At 49.0% G+C, this 24,800-nt stretch carries 13 protein-coding genes; 10 read left to right on the top strand and 3 right to left on the bottom strand.

Going from position 1 to position 24,800, the window contains the following annotated elements:
* Positions 1-182 precede the first annotated feature (182 nt).
* The 7 genes from KDK16_RS05540 to KDK16_RS05510 all read left to right on the top strand — a co-directional run bounded on the left by KDK16_RS05540 (position 183) and on the right by KDK16_RS05510 (position 13,916).
* Positions 183-2,063 (top strand): hypothetical protein, encoded by a 1,881-nt coding sequence (locus KDK16_RS05540; RefSeq protein ID WP_257275054.1) that lies wholly within the window; start codon positions 183-185, stop codon positions 2,061-2,063.
* Between the two features lie 98 nt (positions 2,064-2,161).
* Positions 2,162-4,030, top strand: a complete 1,869-nt coding sequence (locus KDK16_RS05535; protein WP_257275053.1) for a hypothetical protein — start codon at positions 2,162-2,164, stop codon at positions 4,028-4,030.
* Positions 4,031-4,324: 294 nt separating this feature from the next.
* Complete coding sequence (locus KDK16_RS05530; RefSeq protein ID WP_257275052.1) at positions 4,325-6,001, top strand: hypothetical protein; 1,677 nt, start codon at positions 4,325-4,327, stop codon at positions 5,999-6,001.
* 129 nt (positions 6,002-6,130) lie between these two features.
* On the top strand, positions 6,131-8,062 hold the full coding sequence (locus KDK16_RS05525) for a hypothetical protein (protein ID WP_257275051.1): 1,932 nt from the start codon (positions 6,131-6,133) through the stop codon (positions 8,060-8,062).
* A gap of 64 nt (positions 8,063-8,126) precedes the next feature.
* Positions 8,127-9,959 (top strand): hypothetical protein, encoded by a 1,833-nt coding sequence (locus tag KDK16_RS05520; protein WP_257275050.1) that lies wholly within the window; start codon positions 8,127-8,129, stop codon positions 9,957-9,959.
* A gap of 107 nt (positions 9,960-10,066) precedes the next feature.
* Entirely contained in the window at positions 10,067-11,812 is a 1,746-nt protein-coding gene (locus KDK16_RS05515; RefSeq protein ID WP_257275049.1) for a hypothetical protein, read from the top strand.
* 163 nt (positions 11,813-11,975) lie between these two features.
* A complete protein-coding gene (locus tag KDK16_RS05510) occupies positions 11,976-13,916 on the top strand; it encodes a hypothetical protein (protein WP_257275048.1) in 1,941 nt (646 codons plus the stop codon).
* Between the two features lie 86 nt (positions 13,917-14,002).
* Here the strand turns inward: KDK16_RS05510 and KDK16_RS05505 are convergent, their stop codons facing one another.
* The 3 genes from KDK16_RS05505 to KDK16_RS05495 form a co-directional block, all read right to left on the bottom strand.
* Positions 14,003-16,222, bottom strand: a complete 2,220-nt coding sequence (locus tag KDK16_RS05505; RefSeq protein WP_257275047.1) for a hypothetical protein — start codon at positions 16,220-16,222, stop codon at positions 14,003-14,005.
* Between the two features lie 146 nt (positions 16,223-16,368).
* Positions 16,369-18,327, bottom strand: coding sequence for a hypothetical protein (locus KDK16_RS05500; protein ID WP_257254320.1), 1,959 nt, complete (start codon positions 18,325-18,327; stop codon positions 16,369-16,371).
* A gap of 123 nt (positions 18,328-18,450) precedes the next feature.
* Positions 18,451-20,502 (bottom strand): hypothetical protein, encoded by a 2,052-nt coding sequence (locus tag KDK16_RS05495; protein WP_257254321.1) that lies wholly within the window; start codon positions 20,500-20,502, stop codon positions 18,451-18,453.
* 325 nt (positions 20,503-20,827) lie between these two features.
* Here KDK16_RS05495 and KDK16_RS05490 point away from each other — a divergent pair, with 325 nt between their 5' ends.
* The 3 genes from KDK16_RS05490 to KDK16_RS05480 all read left to right on the top strand — a co-directional run.
* Positions 20,828-21,166, top strand: coding sequence for a hypothetical protein (locus KDK16_RS05490; protein WP_257255400.1), 339 nt, complete (start codon positions 20,828-20,830; stop codon positions 21,164-21,166).
* Positions 21,167-21,307: 141 nt separating this feature from the next.
* Positions 21,308-23,452: a hypothetical protein gene (locus KDK16_RS05485; protein ID WP_257255399.1), complete on the top strand. Its 2,145-nt coding sequence runs from the start codon at positions 21,308-21,310 to the stop codon at positions 23,450-23,452.
* A 123-nt stretch (positions 23,453-23,575) separates the two neighbouring features.
* The coding region (locus tag KDK16_RS05480) for a hypothetical protein (protein ID WP_257275046.1) at positions 23,576-24,800 on the top strand (1,225 nt) is incomplete at its 3' end.

Raw genomic sequence — 24,800 nt, 5'->3', positions numbered from 1 at the left:
GTCTCGGACGGCACCGCCGACCAGAAAAATTTTCATGTCACCTCTGTCTGTATCGCTGAGTAAAATATCTTAACTGCTCGGATGCTGTTGTAGAAATCTCTTTTATCAGGTGTTCTATCCTTCCCTTCTGTAAACCGAAAAGCAAGGATAGAATTATTAAACACTCACTCCTTATGGCACTGATGTTGCCGCTACTGTCGTTGCCTGTTGTTTGTCAGGCCAAACCGTTGACAAAGCGCTTTATTGTCGAGCTTCAGCAGGATGCAGGTTTTCCAAACCAGAACTTTTTTATAGCGTGTGACCAGCATAAATTGACGCACAGCCCGTTAATCATTGCTAATACAAACGGGTATTCAGGATCAGACGTGCTGTTTGATAACAAACGACATAGAGCTAACAGTTACGGGATAAAAACGAGCTTTATTGAGTCGATATTCTGGCAATGGCATTACGCCACTCACCTGCTGGTTGGTTACAAACTGATCCTGACCACCAAAGGCGCAGCTCTACGTTCCAAGCCTTATTCACGGCTACCGGTAGAGGTGGTCATTACTGTCGTTTGGCTTATAAAAAGCTATTGGAGCCCAGATTCAACGCTGTTTCACCCGATTGAACAAGAGACAGCATCTATTTTGGCTCATGGGGGGCACCCGTTTGCAATCACCACTATGATGCCTGGCGCTGGACATGACCAACAACAGGGCCAGCGGTCAGAATCATCTGACCAGCAAGCCATAAAGACCAACAATCACCTTAGAGGCTATTTCACGGGTCTTCTGTATTCGGACTCTGGCGACGGTAATGGAGGCCCTGAACAACAATCACATAATCTGGGTTTAAATTGTTTTGTCCATCCCTGTCATGGCGTTTGTGAGTTGCGACCATCATCCAACTTATCCGATAGCGGAGTGCTGAATTCCGTGGAAAGTTCGACAGGACACAAAGAAGTAATACCCGAACAAAGCTCATGCTCCCGTTTGGCCAAAAGACATGGCTACCATTGCAACTCTGAAGGCGGAATCGCCATAGACGGGGTCGCCTCAGACTTAATAGGTGCTGGTGCAACCGATACAATTGACTCTGTAAAGCTTGCAACCTGCTGCCTGACTTTGGTACGGAAGGAGAGTCAGCAGCGAACATGCGCGACAGTCTTTAGGTATGCTAATGCCCAGTCGTCTCATAAACGTAAATACCACAGCGGGGAAAAAATTTGTGACGTGGCTGTGGTTGGGGAAGATGGTCAGAAGAGGCCTTGCGGAAAGGTCTGCAAGCATGCTCAAGGCTTGTCGGATCACAGAAGAAAAGCACACACCGGACCACAAATCTGCGCCGTGACCGTGATTGGGGAAGACGGTCAGCAGCGGCCATGCAGGAAGATCTACATCAGTGCCAAAGCTCTGTCGGATCACAAAACAAGAGAGCACACCAGGCAACAAACCTGTGACGTAACTGTAGTAGGGGAGGATAGCCAGCCAAGGCCGTGCGGGAAGCTCTGCAGAAGTTCCCAAGCTTTGTCATCTCACAAAAGCAGAGTCCACACCGGGGAAAAAACCTGTGAGGTGACCGTGATCGGCGGGGATGGCAAGAAGCGGCAATGTGGAATGGTCTGCAAAACTGCTCAGGCCCTGTCGAATCACAAAGGCAGAATCCACACCGGAAAACAAATCTGTGACGTTACCGTAGTCGGGGGGAATGGCAATGGGCAACCATGTGGAAAGGCCTGCAAGAATGCTTTAGCTCTGTCATCTCACAAAAGCAACTTCCACTCAGGGGAAAAAAAGTGTGGCTTGACCGTGGTTGATAAGGATGGCCAGCAGCAGCGATGCGGAAAGGTTTGCAAGAATGCTCAAGCCCTTTCAGATCACAAAAGAAGAAGCCACATCGGGCAAAAAAACTGCGACATGACATTGGTCGGGCTGGATGGGCATCAACACCCATGTGGGAAAGTCTGCAAGAGTGCGGAAGCCCTGTCCGAGCACACAAGAATGCATCGAAAGCGCAAGCCTTTTGATCTGAACCAGGATAATGGCCTCAGTTCTAAAGGAGGTAAAGTGAATGAATAACTGACACCCGTCCTTTTATGAGGTGATCTATCCTTCCTCTTTGTAAATTAGAATGCAAGGATAGAATTATTAAACATTCACTCTCTGCGGCACCACTGTTGCTTCTTTTATTCCTGTCTGTCACCTGTCAGGCCGAATCGCTGACACGACCCTTTATTGTCGAGCTTGAGCAGAATGTAGTTTTTCCAAACCAGAGGTTTTCTACAAAACCTGACTTGCATACATTGCCGGGCGACCTGCCAGGCATTACCGATACAGACGGCTACGCACGATTAACTTTGCTGCCTGAAGAAAAACGACATAGAGCTGATAGTTATGGAATAAAAACGACCATCATTGAAACGATTTCGTGGCAATGGCTTTACTTCACCCATTTACTGGTTGCTTACGAACTGATCCTGTCCACCAAAGATGCCTCTATAAGCGCCATCCCTTATTCGTGGCTACCCATAGAAGTGGTTGTCATCGTCGGTTGGCTTTTTAAAAACTATAGGAATCCTAATTCACCGTCGCATAGTCTGATTGAACAACAGGCGGGTCAGCATTACCCTTTTGCGGCCACCACTGCGATGTTTGACTCCGGACATGGCCAGCCACAATATCCACCATCAGAATCATCTAACCGGCAAGCCCCAAAAACAACCACTCACCTTGCAGGCTATTTCACAGGCCTTCTGCATTCGGTCTCTGGTGACGGTAACGAAGGCCCTGAACAACACTCACATACTCTGGGTTTCAATTGTTTCGTCCATCCTTGTCGTGGCGTTTGTGAATTGCGACCATCATTCGACTCATCCGATAGCGGAGCGCTGAATTCCGTAGAAAGTTCGACAGGATGTACAAAGGTAACATCCGAAAAAAGCTCATGCCCCTCCATGGCTGATAGATATTGCTGTCGTCGCAACCCTGTGGACGGAGTCGTCTCAGACGGGGACGCCTCAGGCTCAAAAGGTGCTGCTGTAGCCGATACAATGAATCCTGCCAAGCGGGCGAACTGCAACCTGACAGTGGTGGCGAAGGAATGTCAGCAGCGAACATGCAGGAGCGTTTATAAGAATGCTGCTTCCCTGTCGACTCATAAAAGTAAATACCATAGTGGGGGAAAAATCTGTGACGTGGCCGTGGTCGGAGAAGATCACCAGCAGCGGCTCTGTGGGAAGATATTCAAGCATGCACAAGGCCTATGGGAGCACAAAAGAAAAGCACATACCGGACTACAAACCTGTACCGTGACTGTGATCGGGGAAGATGGTCAGCAGCGGCCCTGCAGCAGGATCTATATGAATTCCCATGCCCTGTCGGATCACAAAAAAAGAGAGCACAGCAGTCAAAAAACCTGTGACCTGACTGTGGTCGGCGAGGATGGCCAACAGAGGCCATGCGGGACGGTCTTCAAGAATGCTCCATCTTTGTCATCTCACAAAAGCAGATACCATACCGGGCACAAAACCTGTGAAATGACAGTAGTGGGAGAGGATGGTCAGCAACGGCCATGCGGAATGGCCTGCGAAAATTCTCGCAATCTGGTGGAACACAAAAGAAGTGTCCACAGCGGGCAACAGACCTGCGTCGTGAACATGGTCGGAGAAGATGGTCAGCTATGGCCATGCGGAAAGGTCTGCAAGAATCTACAAGCGCTGTCATCTCACAAAAGCAACTACCACTCAGGGCAAAAAATGTGTGACCTGGTCGTGGTTGATAAGGATCGACAACAGCGGCGATGCGCAAAGGTCTGCAGGAATGCTCAAGCTCTGCGGGATCACAAAAGCAGATACCACAGTGGGAAAAAAACCTGCGACGTAACATTGGTTGGGACGGATGGGCTCAAGTACCGATGCGGGGTAGTCTGCCAGAACGCCAAAGCCTTGTCGAACCATAAAGGAAGGCATCGAAAACGCAGGGCTGTTGATCAGGAACAGAACAGTGACCTCAGTCCCCGATCTGAGACCCATCCTTTCATGAGATGATCTATCCTTTCTCTCTGTATATTAGAATGCAAGGATAGAATTATTAAACGTTCATACTTTGCGGTATCGCTCTTTCTGCTACAGTCGTTATCTGTCGTTTGTCAGGCTCAACTGTTTGGTAGCCGTTTTGTTGTTGACTTTGACTATAATACAGTTTCTCCAAACCGGTATTTTTCTACCAAGCTCAACCGGCATACATTAACAGACAACCTGTCAGAAATTTCCGAAAAAGAGGGCCATCTGGGGTCAACTTCATCGCCTGACTCTACCCCTTATTCATGGCTACTTGCAGAATTGGTTGTCACTGTCGGTTGGCTTTTAAAATGTTATTGGAACCCTGATTCACCGCTGTTTAACCCGGTGGAAGTACAGTTGACTCAAGACCAAACGTCTGCGATCATCACCATGATGCATGGCTCCGGACATGGCCAAAAACAATACCCGCCTTCAGAACCATCCGGTCTGCAAGCCCCAGAGACAATGAGCCACTACAGAGGCTCTTTCACTAGTCTTCAGAATACTGACTACGGCCATGGTGGCGGTGATGGAGGCCCTCAACAACACCTGCATACTTTGGGTCTGAATTGTTTCGTCCATCCTTGTCGTGGCGTTTGTCAGTTCGGACCATTATTTGATAGCAGAAGTGCCGCTGAGTTCCACTTGGCAGAGCCCTATGCAACGATCCACACTCCAGAGGCGAGGGCAGAAGTATCCGTTGCTCAATTGGGAGCAACACCCGAACAAAACTCATGCCCGCATTTGGCGAATAGACAGTGTCCTGGTTGCTTAGGTACTTCTGATACTGTAGAGGCTAAACATTCCGAAGAAGAATCAATTTTCGGAATACTAATTGATACTTCTGATGGAAACGGAGTGGCCTCAGACTTAATCGATTATACAACTGATGCTATCGGCTTACTCAATGATGATGAACTAATGCTCAGGGGTTTGCTTTCCACTGTTAATGATTTTGAGTTCATTACTGAGTCACTTAGTCTGTTGGATCAGAGTCAAACGCATCTTTCCCGGAAAGATACATTACAAGCTCTGCCAGTACCCGAGAATATTATATTCGGAGCTAAAAAATGCCAACAAGAACTGTTGGATGACCAAGCAAATATCCACAGCGAGCAGCCAACCTATGACGAGAAAGTGGTCGGGGAGGATCGCCAGACGCAACCACGCAGGAAGATCTCCAAGAATGCTAAAGCTCTCTCGAATAAAAATAAAAAAAGAGCAGACCACAGCAGCCAACAAATTTGTGACGTGATGGTAGTTGAAGGCGGACACCAGCGGCCATGTGGAACAGTTTATAAGAATGCTCTGACCCTGTCGGATCACAAAAGAAGAAAACACAGTGGACCACAAACTTGTGACGTGACCGTGATCGGGAAGGATGGCCAGCGATCATGTGGAAAAATCTGCAAGAATGCTCTGGCTCTGTCGGTTCACAAGAGCAAGTACCACTGTGAGCAAAAAATCTGTGGCGAGACAGTAGTGGGGGACGATGGCCTGCAGCAGTTATGCGGAAAGGTTTGCAGGAATACTCAAGTTCTGGCAGATCACAAAAGAAGAGACCACACCGGACCACAAACCTGTCAAGTGGTTAAGGTCGGGGAAGATGGTCAACAACGGCCATGCGGAAAGGTCTTTAGCAATGCCATAACCTTGTGTTATCACCGTAGAAAATCCCATGGCAAGCAACGAATCTGTGTCAAGGCAGTGGTCGGGGAGGGTGGTCAGCAGCGACCATGCGGGAAGATCTTCAAGAATGATCAGGCCCTGTCAAATCACAAAATGTGGTATCACACCGGGCAACAAGCCTGTGACGAGGCCGTGGTCGGGGAGGATGGTCAGCAGCGACCATGCGGGAGGGTCTGTAAAAATGCTAAAGCCCTATCCAACCATAAAAGACAACATCAAAAACGCAAACCTGTTGATGTGCACCAGAACAATGACCTCAGTCTTTGATCCGACAACCCTCCTTTCATGAGGTGATCTATCCTTCTTCTCTTTAAATTAGTACGCAAGAATCGAATTATTAAACACTCATACTCTGCAGCACTGCTGTTGCTGCTATTGTCGCTGTCTGTCATCTCTATGGCTGAACCATTGAAAGAAGGCTGTATTGTCGAGCATAAACAGAAAGCAGTTTTTCCAAACCTGGGCTTCTCTATAAAGTGTGTACTGCGTGCATTGTCGTGTACTTTGTCATTCATTGTTGACAGAAACGCCTGCACAGGAAAAGATTTTCTGCTTAATGACAAACGACACAGACCAGTCGGTTACGAACTAAAAACGATCATCATTGAATCGATTCTATGGCACTGGCTATACACCACTCCCCTGCTGGTTGTTTGTGAACTGATCCTAACCACCAAAGATGCCTCTATTAGCTTTACCTCTCGTTCATGCCTGCCTTTAGAAGCGATTTTCGCTGTTGGTTGGTTTTTAAAAAGTTATTGGGATCTTGGTTCACCGCTATTTAGCCCGATTGAACAACAGTCGAGTCAGGGTCATTCGTTTGCGATCATCTCTATGGTGCCTGGCTCCGGAGATAACTCGCAACAATACCCTCCATCAGAATCATCAGGCCAGCAAGTTCCGGCAGTCGCCAGCGCCCCTGTAGGTTTTTTCACCCGTCTTCTGTATTCTGAGTCTGGTGACAATAACAGAAACCCTCATCAAAACTCACACACTTTAGGTTTAAATTGTTTCGCCCATCCCTGTTATGGGGTTTGTCAATTCCGGTCATCAGAAGCAACACCCGGACAAAGTGCAGGGCTCGCCTACAACACTGGCCCCACCAGACGTACCTGTAGTGATGTGCCATTGCCCGGGAATTTGCCTGTCACCCCTGACGACCTGATTATCATCAGTGGGCTACTCAGTCTAAGTAGTCAGGGTCTTCCAGAAGAAAACAGGATTTCCTTTGCGTTTACCCGTTTTACACACTCAATGAAGACTTTACCTTCAGGTTGTCTTGCTTCCGGAGGGGGAGCCCATTGCCAACAGGCCCTGTTGAATCACAAAAGAAAAGACCACACCGGGCAGAGGATCTGCGACCTGGCCCTGGTCGATGAGGATGGCCAGCTGAAGCCATGCGGGGAAGTTTGCAAAAATACTAAAGCTCTGGCGTATCATAAAAGAAGGCTTCACAGCGGGCACAAAAGCTGTGACGTGACCGTGATCGATGAGGACGAACAGCCGCGGCCATGCGCAAAAGTCTGCAAGAATGCGCTAGTTCTGTCAGTTCACAAAAGCAAAGATCATAGCGGGCCAAAAACCTGTGACGTGATCGTGGTCGGGGAGGATGGCCAGCAGCAGCCATGCGGGGTAGTTTGCGAATGTGCCAAAATTCTCGTGGATCACAAAAGAGTAGCCCACAGCGGGCAACAAACCTGTGACGTGATCGTGATGGGAGAGGGTGGCCAGCAATGGGCATGCGGGAAGGTCTGCAAGAATGCCAGAGACCTATCGGTTCACAAAAGCAGATACCACACCGGAAAAAAAATCTGTGACGAAACATGGGTAGGGGGGGATGGCCAACCCCGGCCATGTGGAAAGCTCTGTGAGAATGCTCGAAGACTGACGAATCACAAAAGAAGAGAGCACAGCGGGCCAAAAAACTGTGACATAAAAGTGGTCGGAGAGGATGACCAGTTACGGCCATGCGGTGCTGTCTGCAAGAATGTTCAGGCTCTGTCGTGTCACAAAAGCAAAGTCCACACCGGACAAAAAATCTGTGACGTGACCGTGGTTGAGGAGGATGGCAAGCCACGGTTATGTGGGAGAGTCTGCAGGCACGCTCAGGCACTGTCGGATCACAAAAGAAGCGCCCACGGCGAGCGAAAAACCTGTGACGTAAGCGTGGTCGGAGAGGATGGCCAACAGCGGCTATGTGGCCTGGTCTGTAAGAATTCCAGATCCCTGACAAAGCACAAGAGAAAACACTTAAAACGCAAGCTTGTTGATTCGGCTCAGAACGATGACCTCGGTCCCGGATCTGACACCCATCCTCTCATAAGGTGATCTATCCTTCCTTTCTATGCCAGAACGCAAGGATAGAATTCTTCGACACTCACTCTTTGCAGAAATGCTGTTGCTAGTGTCGTTATCTGTCGTCTGTCGGGCCGAACCATTGACAGAACGTTTTGTTATCGAACTTCGACAAAATGCAGATGAACAACGGGAGGCAACATCTGTGCTGATAAAGGGTGACCAACCGTATGCGACCATCATAATGGTGTATGGGTCTGTTGATAACCCATCGCAGTACCGGCCATCAGAATCATCCGGCCAGCGAGTCCCGCAGGAAACTACTGCTCAGTCTGGAGGCTCATTCACTGGTCTCTTGTATTCCGACTCTGGCGACGGTAACGGAGATCCTGAACAATCCACACACACTTTGGATTTAAATTGTTTCGTCCACCCCTGTTATGGTGTTTGTCAATTCCGGCTATCAGGAGCAACACCCGCGCAAAACTCATGCCGTTACCCGGTGAATGAACACTGCCATGGTTGTATACGCCATTTTGATTCTGGAAACGCAACACACTCAATGAGTCCGGGGTCGGCCTACACTAAAGACCCTGACGGTTCAGCCAATGATGATGCACCCATGCCCGGGAATGTGCCTGTCTCTGTTGATGACCAGATGATAATCAACGGTTTACTCAGCCTGCGTGGTTCTGGTCCTCGAGGAGAAAAGGGGATTTCCTGTACGTTTGCCTATTTCACACGCCCAGTGGTGTCTTCGCCTGCGGGTTGTCTTCCTTCCGGAGGGGTTACCCATTGCCAGCAAACCGTGTCGAATCATAAAAGAAGAAACCGTACCGGACAGCGAACCTGTGACGTGACCGTGGCCGGAGAAGATGGCCGACAAGAGTCATGTGGTAAGGTCTGCAAGGGTACTCGAGCTCTGTCGGATCACAAAATAAGAGCTCACACCGGGCAAAAAACCTGTGACGTGACCGTGGTCAGGGAAGACGGCCAGATGCGGCCATGCGGAAAGATCCTCAAGAATGCGAAATTGCTATCAGTTCATAAAAGCAGGGATCACAGCGGGCAAAAAAAATGTGACATAACAGTGGTCTCAGAGGATGGCCAACAGCGGCCATGCGGGAAGGTCTGCAACAATGCTGTGGCCTTGTCGAATCACAAAATAAGAGCCCACTCGGGGCAACAAACCTGTGTCGAAAAAGTGGTTGGTGAGGATGGCCAACAAGGGCCATGCGAGCGGGTCTTCAAGAATGCTAAAGCCCTGTCGGATCATAAAAGAAGGGACCATAGCGGTCAACAAACCTGTGATGTGACCGAGGTCGGGGAAGATGGCCAGCTGCGGCCATGCGGAAAGGTTCTCAAGAATGCGTCATCCTTGTCGGTTCACAAAAGCAGAAATCACAGCGGGCAAAAAACCTGCAAAGTGCTTGTGGTCGGGGAAGATGGCCAGCCGAGGGCGTGCGGAAAGGTATGCAAGAATGCGTCATCTTTGTCAGTTCACAAATACAGAGATCACAGCGGGCGAAAAACCTGCGACGTGACCGTGGTCGGGGGGGATGGCCAGCCGAAGCAATGCGGAAAGGTCTGCAAGAGTGTGTCATCTTTGTCCGATCACAAAAGCAGAGCTCATAGCGGGCAAAAAACCTGCGACGTGGCCGTGGTCGGGGAGGACGGCCAGCCGAGGCCATGCGGAAGGGTTTGCAGGAATGTGCTATCTCTGTCAATTCACAAAAGCAGGGCTCACAGCGAACAAAAAACCTACGAAATGATCGTGGTCGGGGAGGATGGCCAGCCGAGGTCATTCGGAAAGGCCTTCAGGAATGCTCATGACCTGTCGGAGTACAAAAGAAGACAACGTAAACGCAAGCCTGTTGATGTGAATCAGGACGAAGGCCTCAGTCCTGATGAGGGCAAAGTGAATAAGTAACAGTCAGAACTGACAGAAGCCCTTTCACGAGGTTTTCTTGATCTATCCTTCCTTTCTGTATATCAGAATGCAGGGACAGAATTATTCAAAACTCACCCTTTGCAGCAATGCTATTGCTGATGTTGCTATTATCTGTCGTCTGTCGGGCCGAACCTTTGACAGGTCATTTCATTGTCGAAGGACCATGCAGTTGCGGGATAAAAACAGCCCTTTTTGAGTCAATTTCGTTGCAATCGCTTCACGCCACAAACCTGTTGGTTGGTTATGAACCGATCCTGACCAGCAGAGACTCTCCTCTAAACTCCAGCTCTTGTTCATGGCTGCCAATAGAAATGGCTCTGATTGTCAGTTGGCTTTTAAAAAACTGCCGGAACCCTGATTTACCCCTGTTAAATCCGATTGAGCAACAGGAGTTGATCTCTGCGCTGACACTGGGGGATTGCCCGTTTGAGACCATGGCAATGATGCATGGCTCTGGCGATAAAACACCACAATACCCGCCATCAGAGTCATCTGGCCAGCAAGTCCCGGAAGCTAATATCCAGCCTATAGGCTTTTTCACCAGTCTCCTGTATTCTGACTTTGGCGACGGTAACGGAGACCCTCAACAGTACTCACACACTTTAGGTTTGCATTGTTTTGTCCATCCCTGTCACGGCTTTTGTCAATTCGGGCCATCAGTTGCAACGTCGCCAGAAAGCTCATGTTATCATTCGTTGAATGAACGCTGCCTTGTTTGCAAACGTCATTTTGGTCCTGGAAACGCTATATACTCGATGAGCGCAGGCTCCACCTATACCAATGACCCTAACGGCCCAGCTAAAGACGATGTGCCCGTGTCCGTGAATAAGCCTGTTTCTGCTGATGATCAGGTTATAATTGATGGATTACTCTGTCTAAGTGATCGCAGTCTTCCGGAAAAAAATGGGATTTCCTGTACGACTCCCCATTTCACAGACTCAATGGGGGCTTCAGCCTCGGTTTGTCCTCCAACCTGTGACGTGAGACTGGTTGAGAACGAGGTTCAGCAGCCGCCATGTGGGAAGGTCTGCAAGAATGCTCATGTCCTGTCAGAGCGCAAAAGAAGAGAACGCAGCCGGCAACGAAGCTGTAGCGTACCAGTGGTAAGAAAAGCTGGCCGACCGGAACCATGCGGAAAGGTCTGCAAAAGTGCTTATGCCCTGTCGGGGCACAAAAGAAGAGAGCACAGCGGGCAACGAACTTGTGGAGTAACTGTGATCGGAGAGGATGGCCGGCCGCGGCCATGTGGAGTGGTCTGCAAGCATATTCATGACCTCTCGGAACATAAAAGAAAAGAGCACAGCAGCCAAAAAATCTGTGACGAGACAGTGGTTGGGGAGGATGGTCAGTCGTGGCCATGCGGGGTGGTTTGCAGGAATGCTCATGTTCTGACGAATCACAAAATCAGAGAGCACAGTAGGCAAAAAACCTGCGACGTGAACGTGCTCGGGGAGGATGGCCAACCGCGGCCCTGCGGACATATTTGCAAGAATCGTAAAGTCCTGTCGGATCATAAAGTAAGGCTCCACAAAGGGCAAAAAACCTGTGACGTGATTGTAATCGTGAGGGATGGCCAGTTAAGGCCATGCGGGACGGTCTGCAAGAATCCCAAAGCCCTGTCGACTCACAAGAGCGAATACCATACCGGGCAAAAAACCTGTAGCATCGCCGTAATCGGGGAGGATGGTCAGCAGCGGCCATGCGGGAGGGTCTTTAGGAATGCCCGCGCCCTGTCGGATCACAAAAAACAACATCGAAAACGCAAGCCTGTTCATGTGAACCAGAATGATGCCTTCACTTCTAAAGAAGTTGAGGCGAAAAGGGTAAAGTGAATAAGTAACGGTCAGATCTGACAGCAGTCCTTTCTCCAGCTTTTCTTGATCTATCCTTCCTCTCTGTCCACCAGAATGCAAGGATAGAATTATTAAACACTCCTTCTTTGCAGCCTTGCTGTTGCCGATATTGTTGTTGTCTGTCGTCTGTCAGGTCGAAGCATTGACAGAACATTTTTTTGTTAAGCTTGAATCAAATCCAGATTCTCCAAAAAAAAGCTTTTCTATAAAGCGTGGCTGTCATAGATCGTCTAAGTGTCCGTCAGTCATTGCCAAAACCAACGGCGACGCGGGACCAGGTTTGTCAATGGATGACAAACGACACAGATCTAGCCGTTACGGAATAAAAACGACCCCTATTAAGTCGATTTCGTGGCAATGGCTTTACGCCACTCACCTGCTGGTGGGTCACGAATTGATCCTGACCAGCAAAGACGCCCCTCTATGCTGCGCACCTTATTCATGGCTGCCTGTAGAAGTGGTCGTCATTTTCGGTTGGCTTTTTAAAAACTATTGGAACCCCGAATCACCCCTGTTTAATCCGATTGAGCAACAGGGGGCAACTACTATTTTGACACGGAGGGATTATCCGTTTGCGACCATCACTCTGATGTATGGCTCTGGTGGTAATCCACCACAAGATCCACCATCAGAACCATCCGGTCAGCAAGTCCGGGAAGCCACCATTTACCCTAGAGGTTTTTTCATTCGTCTTATGTATTCTGACTTAGGCGATGGTAAAGGAGGCCCTCAAGAGTTCTCACACACTTTAGGTTTAAATTGTTTCGCTTATCCATGTCATGGCGTTTGTCAATTCCAGCCATCGGGAGCAACACCCGGACAAAGCGCGTGCCCTCATTCGGTGAATGAACACTGTCTTGGTTGCACAAACCATTTTGGTCCTGGAAATGCCAGACAACCAGTGAGTGCAGAAGCAGTCTCTATCAGTGACCCTGACGAGATACTCAATGATAATGTGCAAATACCCGGGAATGTTCCCTTAAACGTTGATGACGAGATTATAGTGGATGGTTTACTCAGTCTTCGAAAATCCCCGGGTTGTCTTCCTTCCGGAGGGGCTACCCATTGCCAACAAACTCCGTCTAATCGAAAACAACAAGTGCGGACAGGGAGGCAAGTCTGTGATATTGCAGTGGTCGGGGAGGATCTCCAACAACGGCCATGTGGAAAGGTCTGCATGAATGTCACAACTCTGTCATATCTCAAAAGTGGGTACCACAGCGGGCATAGGATCTGTGACCTGATAGTGGTTGGGAAGGACGGACAGCCGCAGCCATGCGGGATGATTTTCAAGGGTGCTAAAAGCTTATCGGATCACAGAGGCAGAGAACATTCAGGGCAACAAACCTGTGACGTGACCGTGGTTGGAGAGGATGGTCGGCAGCGGCCATGCGGGAAGGTCAGCAGGAATGCCAAAGCCCTGTCGTCTCATAAGAGTGGATACCACAGCGGGCAAAGAATCTGTGACGTGATAGTGATCGGTGAGGATGGTCAGCCGCAACCCTGTGGGAAGGCCCGGAAGAGTCTGCAAGATCTGTTGGACCATAAAAGAAGGGACCACAGCGAACAACAAACGTGTGAAGAGACAAGGGTCGGGGATGATGGCTTGCAGCGGCCATGCGGAAAGGTCTTCAAGAATAGTAAATCCCTGTCGGAGCACAAAAGCAAATACCACAGGGGGCCACAAATCTGTGGTGTGACAGTGGTAGGGGAAGCCGGCGAGCCGCGACCATGTGGGACCGTCTGCAAGAATGCAAAAGTCCTGTCGGATCACAAAATCAAAGTCCACAGCGGGCAACAAACCTGTAAGGTGAGCGCGGACGGGGAAGATAGCCAGCAGCGGCCATGTGGAAAGGTCTTCAACAATGCTAAAGCCCTGTCGGATCACAGAAGAAAATACCACACCGGAGAAAAAACCTGTCAGGCAAAGGTGGTCGGAGAGGATGGACAGCCACAGTCGTGCGGGAAGGTCTGCAAGAGTGCTCAAGCCCTGGCGGATCACAAAAGAATACATCGAAAGCGCAAGCTTGTTGATATGAATCAAGACGACCACCCCACTCATAAATCAACCATGAGTGACTGAAACAATTTTTTGTCACCCCTGGTGATGAAAAATTTCTCACAGTAAAAAAGATAAAGTAACAAGGCTCTGTAGGAGAAGGTGTCAGCTCAAGGGTTAAGGTCATCATCCTTCTTCAGGTCTTCAAACTTGCGTTTCCGATGTCTTCTTTTGTGATCCGACAGGGCACTGGCACTCTTGCAGACCTTGGCGTATGCTCGTTCCTGGCCACACTCCCCGACGAATTTTACATCACAGCTTCGTTGCCCGGTATGCTCTTTTCTTTTATGTGACGACAGGGATTGAGCATTCTTGCAGACCGTCCCGCAGGGTTGCTGTTGGCCATTCTCCCCGACCACGGCCACATCACAGGTTTTTTGTCCGGTGTGGACTTTGCTTTTGTGAACTGCCAGAGACAGAGCATTTTTGTAGACCATCCCGCATGGCCGCGACTGGTCATCCTCCCCGGGCACGCTTATTTCACAGGTTTGTTGGCCGGTGTGGACTTTTTTTTTGTGAGATGACAGGTCTCCAGCATTCTTACAGACCCACCCGCACGGTCGCTGCTGCCCTCCCTCCCCGACCACGGTCACATCACAGGTTTTGTTTCCGCTGTGGTATCTGCTTTTGTGAACTGCCATAGAGGGAGCATTCTTGCAGACCGACCCGCATGGCTGCAGCTCACCATCCTCCCCGGTCATACTCATATCACAGATTTGTTGTCCGCTGTGGTACCTGCTTTTGTGATATGACAGTTCCTGAACATTACTGCAGACGGTTCCACATGACCGCTGTTGGCCGTCCTCCCCGACAACGGATATGTCACAGGTTTGTTGCCCAGTGTGGTGTTTCCTTTTGTGAATCGAAAGGTTATTAGCATTCTCGCAGACCTTCCCACACGGCCGTTGCTGGCCATCATCTCCGACCACGGCTACCTCACAGGTTTGATGTCTGCCGTGGTTTCTTCTTTTATGTTCGGACAGAGCATGAGTATTCTTGCAGGATTTTCCGCATGGCTGCCGCTGGCCATCCGCCCCGATCACATTAACCTCACAGATTTGTTGCCCACTGTGAGATCTGCTTTTATGAACCGACAGAGATAACGCATTTTTGAAGGTTTTTCCGCATGGCTTCGACTGGCCATCCTTACGGCCCACTTTCAAGTCACATGTTTTTTGCTCCGTGTGGGCTCTTCTTTTGTGATTTTCCAGGGTTCTAAGACCCTTGCAGACCTTCCCGCACGGTAGTTGCTGGCCATCTTCTCCAGCCACTATCACGTCACAGGTTAGCTGCACGGTGCAGTCTCTTCTTTTACGATTAGAAAGGGCTTGCTGGCAATGAGTAACCCCTCCGGAATGGAGACAACCCGAAGATGATGGCACCACCGGGCGTGAAAATTGGGCAAGCGTACAGGAAGTCCTGTTTTCTTCTGGAAGACTACGACCACCCAAACTAAGTAACACATCAATTATAATCTGGTCATTTACAGAGACACGCACATTCCCGGGCATTGGGACATCGTCATTGACTGATCTGTTAGGCTTATTAATATAGGTGGCCCCTGAATTCATTGGTTGCGTTACGTTTCCAGAATCAAAATGTTGTATACGACTATGCATGTTTATATTCTCTGAATAAGGACATGAGATTTGTTCGGGGGTTGCTCCCGATGGCCGGAATTGACAAACACCGCAGCAGGGATGGACGAAACAATTTAAACCTAAACTATGCAAATATTGATGAGGGTCTCTGTTACTGCGGCCAGAGTCAGAATACTGGAGCCGAACGAAAGAGCCTGTAGGTTGGCTGCTAGCTGCCGGGACTCGGTGGCCAGCTGATTCTGATGGCAGGTATTGTGTTTGGTTATCACCAGAGCCATACATCATACTGATCGTCGCAGACGGCTCATCCCCCTCTCTCAGTACAGAGTTTGCCTCCTGTAGTTCAATCGGGTTAAACAGGGATAATTGGGGGTTCCAATAGCTTTTAAAAAGCCAACTGACAACGACAATCACTTCTACAGGTAGCCATGAATAAGGGGTCGAACCAAGAGAGACGTCTTTGGTGGTCATGGTCAGTTCGTAACCCATCAGCAGATTGGAAACGTAAAGCGATTGCCAGAAAATCGACTCAACAAGGGGCGTTTTCATTTCGTAACTGCCAGGTCTATGTCGCTTGTTATCAGATGGTAAATCGGGTTCTGCATAGCTGTTTGTTTTGGCAATCACTGACGGGCTGTGTGTCAACGTGTGCCGGACAGGCTTTATAGAAAAGTTTTTGTTTGGAGAGCCTGTATTCTGTTCAAACGCGACAACAAAACATTCTGTCAACGGTTCCGCGTGACATGCGACAGATAACAACAATATCAGCAACAACGGTGCTGCAAAAAGAGAGTGCTTAATGATTCTATCCTTGCATTCTGGTTAACAGAGAGGAAGGATAGATCAAGAAAAACTCGTGAACGGCGGGTGCCAGATCAAGGACTGATATCATTGTCCTGTGCCAAATCAACAGGCTTGCGTTTCCGATGTTTTCTTCTGTGATAATGCAGCTCTTCTTTACTCTTGCAGATCTTTCCGCATTGCCGCGACAGGCCATCCCCCTCGAACACTATCACGTCACAGGCTTTTTGCCCGGTGTGATCTCGTCTTTTGTGAAGCGACAGGGCAGGAGCATTCTTGCAGACCTTTCCGCATGGCCGCAGCTGGCCATCCTCCCCGAACACGAACTTGTCACAGATTTGTTGTAATCTGTGGACTTTGCCTCTGTGACCCAACAGATCTTGAATATTTTTACAAACCTTCCCGCATGGCCGCAGCTGGCCATCCTCCCCGACCACAGTTGAATCACAGATTTTTTGTCCGGAGTGCTCTCTTCTTTTATGATGTGACAGGGCTGCAGCGTTCTTGCAGACCACACCACATGCTCGCTGCCGGCCATTCTCCCCGATTATGGTCACGGCACAGTTTTTTTGCCCGGTGTGGTATTTGGTTTTGTGAGTTGACAAAGATGGAACATTCTTGAAGACCATCCGACATGGTCTTGGCTGTCCATCTTCTCCGACCACGGTAACGTTACAGATTTGTTGCCCACTGTGAACTTTTCTTCTGTGCTCCCATAGGACATTAGCATTATTGCAGACGTTTCCGCATTGCCGCTGCTGGCCATTCTCCCCGATCACGATCACATCACAGATTCGTTCCCCGCGGTGGTATCCGCATTTGTGATTCGACAGCACGCGAGCGTTCTTGCAGGCCTTTCCGCATGGTCGTCGCAGACCATTCTCCTCAACCACAGTTACATCACATATGAATTGTCTAGTGTTGTGTGTAACTGGTATTGCTCCTTCGTGAGAAAGATGAAGTTGGCTCTGATCCAATTGGGATGATTCGGTGGTGGTTGGTTGTCTTTCTGAATGGTCATGAGTAAAGAGTATCTGGTCTCCTTCGAGAAGATACCGCAAATCGAGTGACTTATTAACGACCTCAAAATCCTCTGTCTTGGAAGGTAGGGTTTCGAACAATGCCACATCATCAATGAGTGACCCGGCAACGTCGGTGGTATGGGCGACTTCGTCTCCAGGGTTTCCATCAAATACAGGGTCATAATCGAATGGGAGTTGAACGTCAGAAAGATCATTCTGATCTACGCAACTTAAGCGGTGTCCATCAGCCAAATACGGGTACGAGCTATTCAGAGAGTTCTGCTGCGATTCAACGGACTCTGTACTATCGAATGATATCCGGAAATTACAAACGCCATGACAGGGATGGACAAAACAATTTAAACCTAAAGTATGTGAGTTTTGTTGAGAGTCTCCTTCATCGTCGCCAGAGACAAAATACTGGAGACTGGTAAAAGAGCGTGCAGGTTCAGTGGTGGCTTTGGTAACTTGCTGGCCCGATGATTCTGAGGGTGGGTATTGTGTTGGGTTATCTCCCGATCCATACATCATAGGGATGCTCGCAAATGGATGATCCTCCTCCTGTATCAGCATGGATCTTGACTCCTGCAGTTCAAGCGCTTTAAACAGCGGTGCATTGAGGTTCCAATCGCTTTTTAAAAGCCAACTGACAACGACAACCACTTCTGCAGGTAGCCATGAATAATAGGTGGAACCAAGAGGGGTGATTCTGGTGGTCAGGATCAGCTCGTAAACCACCAGCAGGTGCCAACTGTAAAGCCATTGCCACGTAATCGACTCAACAAAAATCGTTTTTATTCGATAACTGAACGTTTTTTGTCGTTTGTTATAAGATGACAAATCTGACTCTGCATAAACTTTAGAGGCGGCAATGACAGGCGGGTAATGTGGCAATGTATGACAGCCATACTTTATAGAAAAACTCTGATTTGGATAATCTGCATTTTGGTCAAGCTCAACAATAAAAGATCCTGTCAATAGTTCGGTCTGACAGACGTTAGACAACAACATCAGCAACACCAGTGCAGTAAGGTGTGATTGTTTAATATTTCTATCCCTGCATTCCGGTTGACAGAGAGGAAGAATAGATCAAGAAAAGCTCGTGGGAGCGCTGCTGTCCGGTCTGATCGTTGCTTATTCACTTTTCACTTTACCTTCTTCAGGAGCTCTGTCGTCGTCCTGATTCTCATCAACACGCTGGCGTTTTCGATGTCTTCTTTTGTGATCCGACAGGGAATGAACATTCTTAAAGATCTTTCCGCATGACTGCTGCTGTCCATCCACCCCAACTGTTATCATTTCACAGGTTCTTGGCTCACGGTGCTGTCTGCTTTTGTGATTTGCAAGGGCATGAGCATTCTTGCAGATCTTGCCGCATGGCTGTGGCTGGCCATCCTTCCCGACCATGGTCACCTTACAGCTTTTTTGCCCGCTGTGGACTTGAATTTTGTGATCCGAAAGGGCTTTACCATGCTTGCAAACTGTCCCGCATGGTCGCGGCTGATCATCTTCACCGACCACTGTTGCACCACAGGTTTGTGGCCCTCTGTGGTATCTGCTTTTGTGCTCCGTCAGGGATTTAGTATTCTTGAAGATCTTTCTGCATGGTCGCTGCAAGCCATCCTCCCCAATGTCTGTCTCTTCACAGGTTTGCTGTCTGCTGTGGTCTCTTCTTTTGTGATCCGCCAGCTCTTGAGGTTTCTTGCAAACTTTCCTACAGGGATGCGGCTGGCCATCCCCTCCGAGCACGGTCATGCCACAGATTTTTTCGCCGATGTGTTCGTTTCTTTTGTGAACCAACAAGGCACTAGCCGTCTTGCAGAGCTTCCCGCAGGATCGCCGCAGACCCTTCTCCCCGATTACGGTCACCTCACAAGTTTTTTGCCCGGTATGATATTGGCTTTTGTGAGTCGACAGAGATTGGGCATTCTTGAAGATGGTCCCGCATGGTCGCGGCTGATTATCTTCTGTGAACAGTGTTGCGTTGCAGGTTTTTTGCCCGCTATGTACGCTTCTTTTGTGATTCGCAAGAGTATGAGCATTCATGAAGACTTCCCCGCATGGCTGTTGTTGACCATCTTTCCCTGCCACTATCAGGTCACAGGTTTTTTGTCCGGTGTGGTATTTGCTTTTGTGAGATGACATGGATCGAACATTCTTGAAGACTTTCCCGCAGGGTCGCTGCAGACCATCCTCCCCGAACACGGTCACGTTGCAGGAAGGAAGGCGACCCAGAGGTGAAATCCCGATTGGGTATGAGAAACGGGGAGCTGTACAGGAAATCCCGCTTCCTTCTGGAAGACCGGGATTACTTAGCCTGAGTAACCCATCGATTATAACCAAGTCATCAGCAGAGACAGGCACATTCCGATGTGTTGGTACATCATCTTTCACTGCCCCGTCAGGGCCATTGTTGCTGGCAGACGCGGGACTCATTGGGTGTATTGCGTTTACGGGACCAAAATAGCCTATGCAAGTAAGGCCGTGTTCATTCAGCGAATGAGAGCGTGAGCTTTGTCCCGATCTTGCTCCCGGAAATTGACAAACGCCATGACAGGGATGAACGAAACAATTGAAACCCAAAGTGTGTGAGTTTTCCCGGGGCCCTCCGTCACCGCCATCAGAGTCAGAATACAGGAGATGATTGAAAGAGCCTGCAGGGTGACAGCTCGCTATCCCGACTCTCTGGCCGGATGATTCTAGTGGTGTACATTGTGGTCGGTTATCACCAGAGCCATGCATCATAGTGATGATCGCAAACGGTTGACCGTCCTGTGTGAGCACAGAGGCTGCCTCCTGGTGTTGACTGTGGTTAAACAGCGGTGAAGTGGGATTCCAGTAGCTTTTTAAAAGCCAACTGACAACAACCACTTCTATAGGTAGCCATAAATAAGGGGTGGAACTCAGACGCACGTCCTTGGTGACCGGGATCAGTTCGTAACCCACCAGCAGGTGAGCAGCGTGAAGCCACTGCCACGAAATCGACTTAATAAGGGTCGTTTTTATTCCGTAACTTTTATATTTGTGTCGTTTGTTATCAGGCGGCAAATCTGGTCCTGCATCGCCGTTGGTATTGGCAATGACTGGTGGATCCTGCGTCAATGTATGACAGCCACGCTTTATAGAAAAGCTTTTGTTTGGGGAACCGGAATTCTGCTCAAGCTCGACAACAAAACGTTCCGTCAACGACTTCGCCTGACAGAAGGCAGACATCAGCAACAGCAGTGCTGCAAAGAGGGAATGTTTAATAATTCTATCCCTACATTCTGGTGGACAGAGAGGAAGGATAGATCAGGAAAAGCTCGTGAAAGGGCTATTGTCAGATCTGGCTGTTATTTGTTCATTCTAACCTTGTTACCTCTCTCTGTAGGGGACAATTTCGAGACAAAGCTTGATATGAAAGGGTGAATAGGTGACCGATAGCAAGTATTCTGCAAGCCCATTACCTCAAGCAGTCACCTTTCGTGCAACACACCCATTCACTGGCAAAGCATCTTAAAACCTCGCTTTAATGTATTTACCTTTGGAAGCATTAAATAGTCCCCCTGCCATTCAGTTCCAATGTGCGAATGATCATCTATGTCAGGCACATAACAGAGATAGTAAACCAACCAATAGCTGTAACTCTTCGGACGTGGTCGCCTCAGACGGGGTCGCCTCAGAATCAAAAGATGCCGGGACAGCCGATACAACCCGACCTGCCGGGCAAACCTCGTGCAACGTAATAGAGGTCGGTGAGGATGGCCTGCTGCGGCAATGTGGGAAGCTCTGCAGGAATGCCAGTGCTCTGTCGGATCACAAAAAAAGACATCGGAAACGCAAGCCTCTCGATGTGGAGCACAACGAGTGAAGTTATGTCTGGTGCCATCTTCTGCTTCAGCGAAAGGTCTCTGAGAGAAAAACATACTAATTTTCTTGATCTATCCTTCCTCTCTGTCAATCTGAACGCAAGGATAGAATTATTAAAGGCTCACTCTTTGGGACACTGCTGTTGCTAATATCGTTGTCTGTCGTCTGTCAGGCCGAAGCGTTGACAAGACATTTTATTGTCAAGCTTGAACAGGATGCAGGCTCTCCAAAACAGAACATTTTCATAAAGCCTCACCGGTGTATAGCACCGGGCGACTCGTCAGGCTTCACCGACACCTACGACTACGCAGGATCAACTTCGCTGCTTGATGAAAATCGGCACAGGTTTGGAGGTTATGGAGGAAAAACGATCATCATGGAGTCGCTTTCATGGCAATGGCTTGATGGCCCTCATCTTTTGGTAGCTTATAATCTGATCCTGACCACCAAAGATGCCCCTATAAGCGTCATCTCCTGTTCATGGTTACCTGTAGAAGTCGTTTTCGCTGTCGGCTGGCTTTTAAAAAGCTATTGGAACCTCTGTTCACCGCTGTTTAAACCGATTAAACAACAGGTGGCAACCTCCGTGCTGACAAAGGAGGGTTATATGTTTGCGATCACAACTGTGATGCCCGGCTCTGGAGATAACCCACCTCAATACACGCCATCAGAATCGTTCGGCCAGCAAGTCCCGTCAGCCATCATCCACCCTAAAGGCTACTTCACTCATCTCCTGCATCCTGACTCTGATGGTGGTAACGGAGACCCTCATCATTACTCGCACACTTTAGGTTTAAGTTGTTTCGTTCACCCTTGTCATGGCGTCTGTCAATTCCGGCCATCAGGAACATCAGCCGGACAAAGTTCAAACCCTCATTCGGTTAATAAACACTGCCATGGTTGCATACACTATTTTGATTCTGGATACGCTTCACGTTCAATGACTGTAGGGCTCACATCTACTACTGTCCCTGACGGGACACTCAATGAAGATGTGCAAATCCCCGGGAATTTATCTGCTAAAGCTGATGACCAGGTTATAATCGATGGGCTACTCAGTCTGGGAGGTCATAGTCTTCCAGAAAAAAATGGAATTTCCTGTACGATTGCCCATTCCTCACGACTAAAAGGTTTTTCATCTCTCGGTTGTCTCATCACCAGAGTGGCTAGCCAATGGCAACAAGCTCAGTCAGATCACACAAAAAAATACGACACTGAACAAAAAAGCTGTGACGTGACCGTGGTCGGGGAGGATGGCCAGAAGCGACCGTGCGGTAAATACTGTAAGAATTCTCAAGCCCTGTGGGATCACAAAAGCAGAGTCCATAGCGAACAAAAAACCTGTGACGAGACAGTGAACGAGACGAATGGCCAACAGCGTCCATGCGGTGCAGTTTGCAAGAGTGCTCGATCCCTGTCATGTCACAAAAGCAAATACCATAGAGGGCAACGAATCTGTGACGAATCAGTGATTGGGGAGGATGGCCAGCCTCGACCATGCGGGACGGTCTGCAAGAATGCTAATGCTTTGTCAGTTCACAAAAACAGAATCCACAGTGGGCATAAAACCTGCGGCGTGATCGTGGTCGGAGAGGATGGTCAGCAGTGGTCATGTGGGAAAGTCTGCAAGAATACTCGGGCCTTGGCAGATCACAAAAGCAGAGTCCACAGCGGTCAACAAACCTGTGACCTGACCATGGTCGGGGAGGATGGCCTGCCGCGGCCATGCGGGAAGGTCTCTAATAATGCTTACGCCCTGCTAAGTCACAAAAGAAGAGAGCACAGAGGGCAACAAACCTGTCACCTGATCGTGGTTGGGGAGGATAGCCAGCAGCAAGGATGCAATGCGGTTTGCAAGAGTGCAATATCTTTGTCGCATCATAAAAGACTAGAGCACACCGGGCAGCAAGTCTGTAATCTCACAGCAGTCGGGGTGGATGGCCAGTCGAGGCAATGCGGGAAGGTATACAAGAATGCTCGCAGCCTGAGTAATCACAAAAGAAAAAAACACAGCGGGCCAAAAACCTGTGGAGCAAAAGTGTTTGGCGAAGATGGCCAGCCACAGCCATGCGGAAAGGTCTGCATGAATGCTCAAAACCTGGCAGATCATAAATTCAGAGACCACACCGGCCATCAAACCTGTGACTTCACCGTAGTCGGGGAGCATGGCCAGCCGAAACCATGTGGGACAGTCTGCAGGAATGCTCGAGCCCTCTTTAATCACAAAAGAGTGCATCGAAAACGCAAGCCTGTTGATTTGGACCAGAACGATGACCTCAGTCCTTGATCTGACACCCGTCCTTTCAGGAGGTTTTCTTGATCTATCCTTTCTCTCTCAGAACCAGAACTCAAGGATAGAATTATTAAACACTCACTTTTTGGGGCACTGCTGTTACCACTGTTTTTGCCATTGTTGTTACTGTTGCTGTTTGTCGTCTGCCAGACCGAAGCATTGACAAGGCATCATATTGTCGAGCTTGAACAGGATGCAGGTTTTCCAGAACAGAACATTTCTAAAAAACTTCAACGGTATTCATTATCAGGCACCCCGTCAGACTTTACCGGAACCAATGGCTACGCAAGACCAAAGTCGCCTGATGAAAAACAACGCAGACCTGGAGGTTACGGAGCAAGAGCGGTGATTATTGAGACGATTTCGTGGCAATGGCTTTATGCCATTCATCTTTTGGTTGCTTACGAACTGATTATGACCACCAAAAAGGCTCCTGCAAGCTCATGGCTATCTGTTGAAGTAGTTTTCGGTGTTGTCTGGCTCTTAAAAGGCTGTTGGAACCTCGATTCACCGCTCTATAAATCGACTGAACAACAGGAGGGAATCTTTGTGCTGATGGAGGGAGATCACCCGTTTGTGACTATTACCATGATGCATGGCTCTGTTGAAAACCCACCACAAAACTTGCCATCAGAATCATCCTGCCGGCAAGTCCTGGCAGCTAACAGCCATCCTGCTGGCTCTTTCACTCAACTCCTGTATTTTGACTCTGGCGATGGTACTGGAAGTCCACAAGAACATTTGCACAGTTTAGGTTTAAATTGTTTCGTTCACCCCTGTCATGGCGTTTGTCAATTCCGGCCAGCAGGAGCAACACCCGGACAAAGCTTACGCCCTCATTCGGCCAATGAAGACGACCTTGGTTACAGACACTATTTTGACCCCGGATACGCTACACATTCGATGAATGCAGGGCTGGCCTCTGGCACTGCCCCTGATGAGCGACTCAATGATGATCTGCAAATGTCTGAGAGTTCACCTGTCACCGATGATGACCAGATTATAATCGATGGGTTACTTAGTCTGGGTGCTCGTACTCTTCCAGAAGAAGGCGGGATTTCTTGTTCGGTTGTCTGTTTCACAGGCCCAATGGGTATATCAGCTTCGAGTTGTCTCACACCCGTAGCGACTACCCATTGCCAACAATCCCTGTCAGATCACAAAAAAAAATACGACACGGAGCAAAAAATCTGTGACCTGATTGTGTTCAGGGAAGATGGCCAGCAGCGGCCATGCGGGAAGCTCTTCAAGAATGCTAATAGCCTGTCGTCTCACAAAAGTAGAATCCACAGTGGGCAAAAAACATGTGATGTTATCCTGGTCGAAGAGGATGGCCTGCAGC

The organism is Endozoicomonas sp. SESOKO4, from assembly GCF_024606275.1.
The sequence above is the reverse complement of the archived record's forward strand: the minus strand, read 5'-3'. Positions and strand labels throughout refer to the sequence as shown.

Excerpts from the sequence above, each read along its gene's own strand:
- KDK16_RS05490 (WP_257255400.1), top strand. The coding sequence starts at position 20,828 with ATGTATTTACCTTTGGAAGCATTAAATAGTCCCCCTGCCATTCAGTTC.
- KDK16_RS05520 (WP_257275050.1), top strand. The coding sequence starts at position 8,127 with ATGCTGTTGCTAGTGTCGTTATCTGTCGTCTGTCGGGCCGAACCATTG.
- KDK16_RS05525 (WP_257275051.1), top strand. The coding sequence starts at position 6,131 with ATGGCTGAACCATTGAAAGAAGGCTGTATTGTCGAGCATAAACAGAAA.
- KDK16_RS05540 (WP_257275054.1), top strand. The coding sequence starts at position 183 with ATGTTGCCGCTACTGTCGTTGCCTGTTGTTTGTCAGGCCAAACCGTTG.
- KDK16_RS05500 (WP_257254320.1), bottom strand. The coding sequence starts at position 18,327 with ATGTTGTTGTCTAACGTCTGTCAGACCGAACTATTGACAGGATCTTTT.
- KDK16_RS05515 (WP_257275049.1), top strand. The coding sequence starts at position 10,067 with ATGCTATTGCTGATGTTGCTATTATCTGTCGTCTGTCGGGCCGAACCT.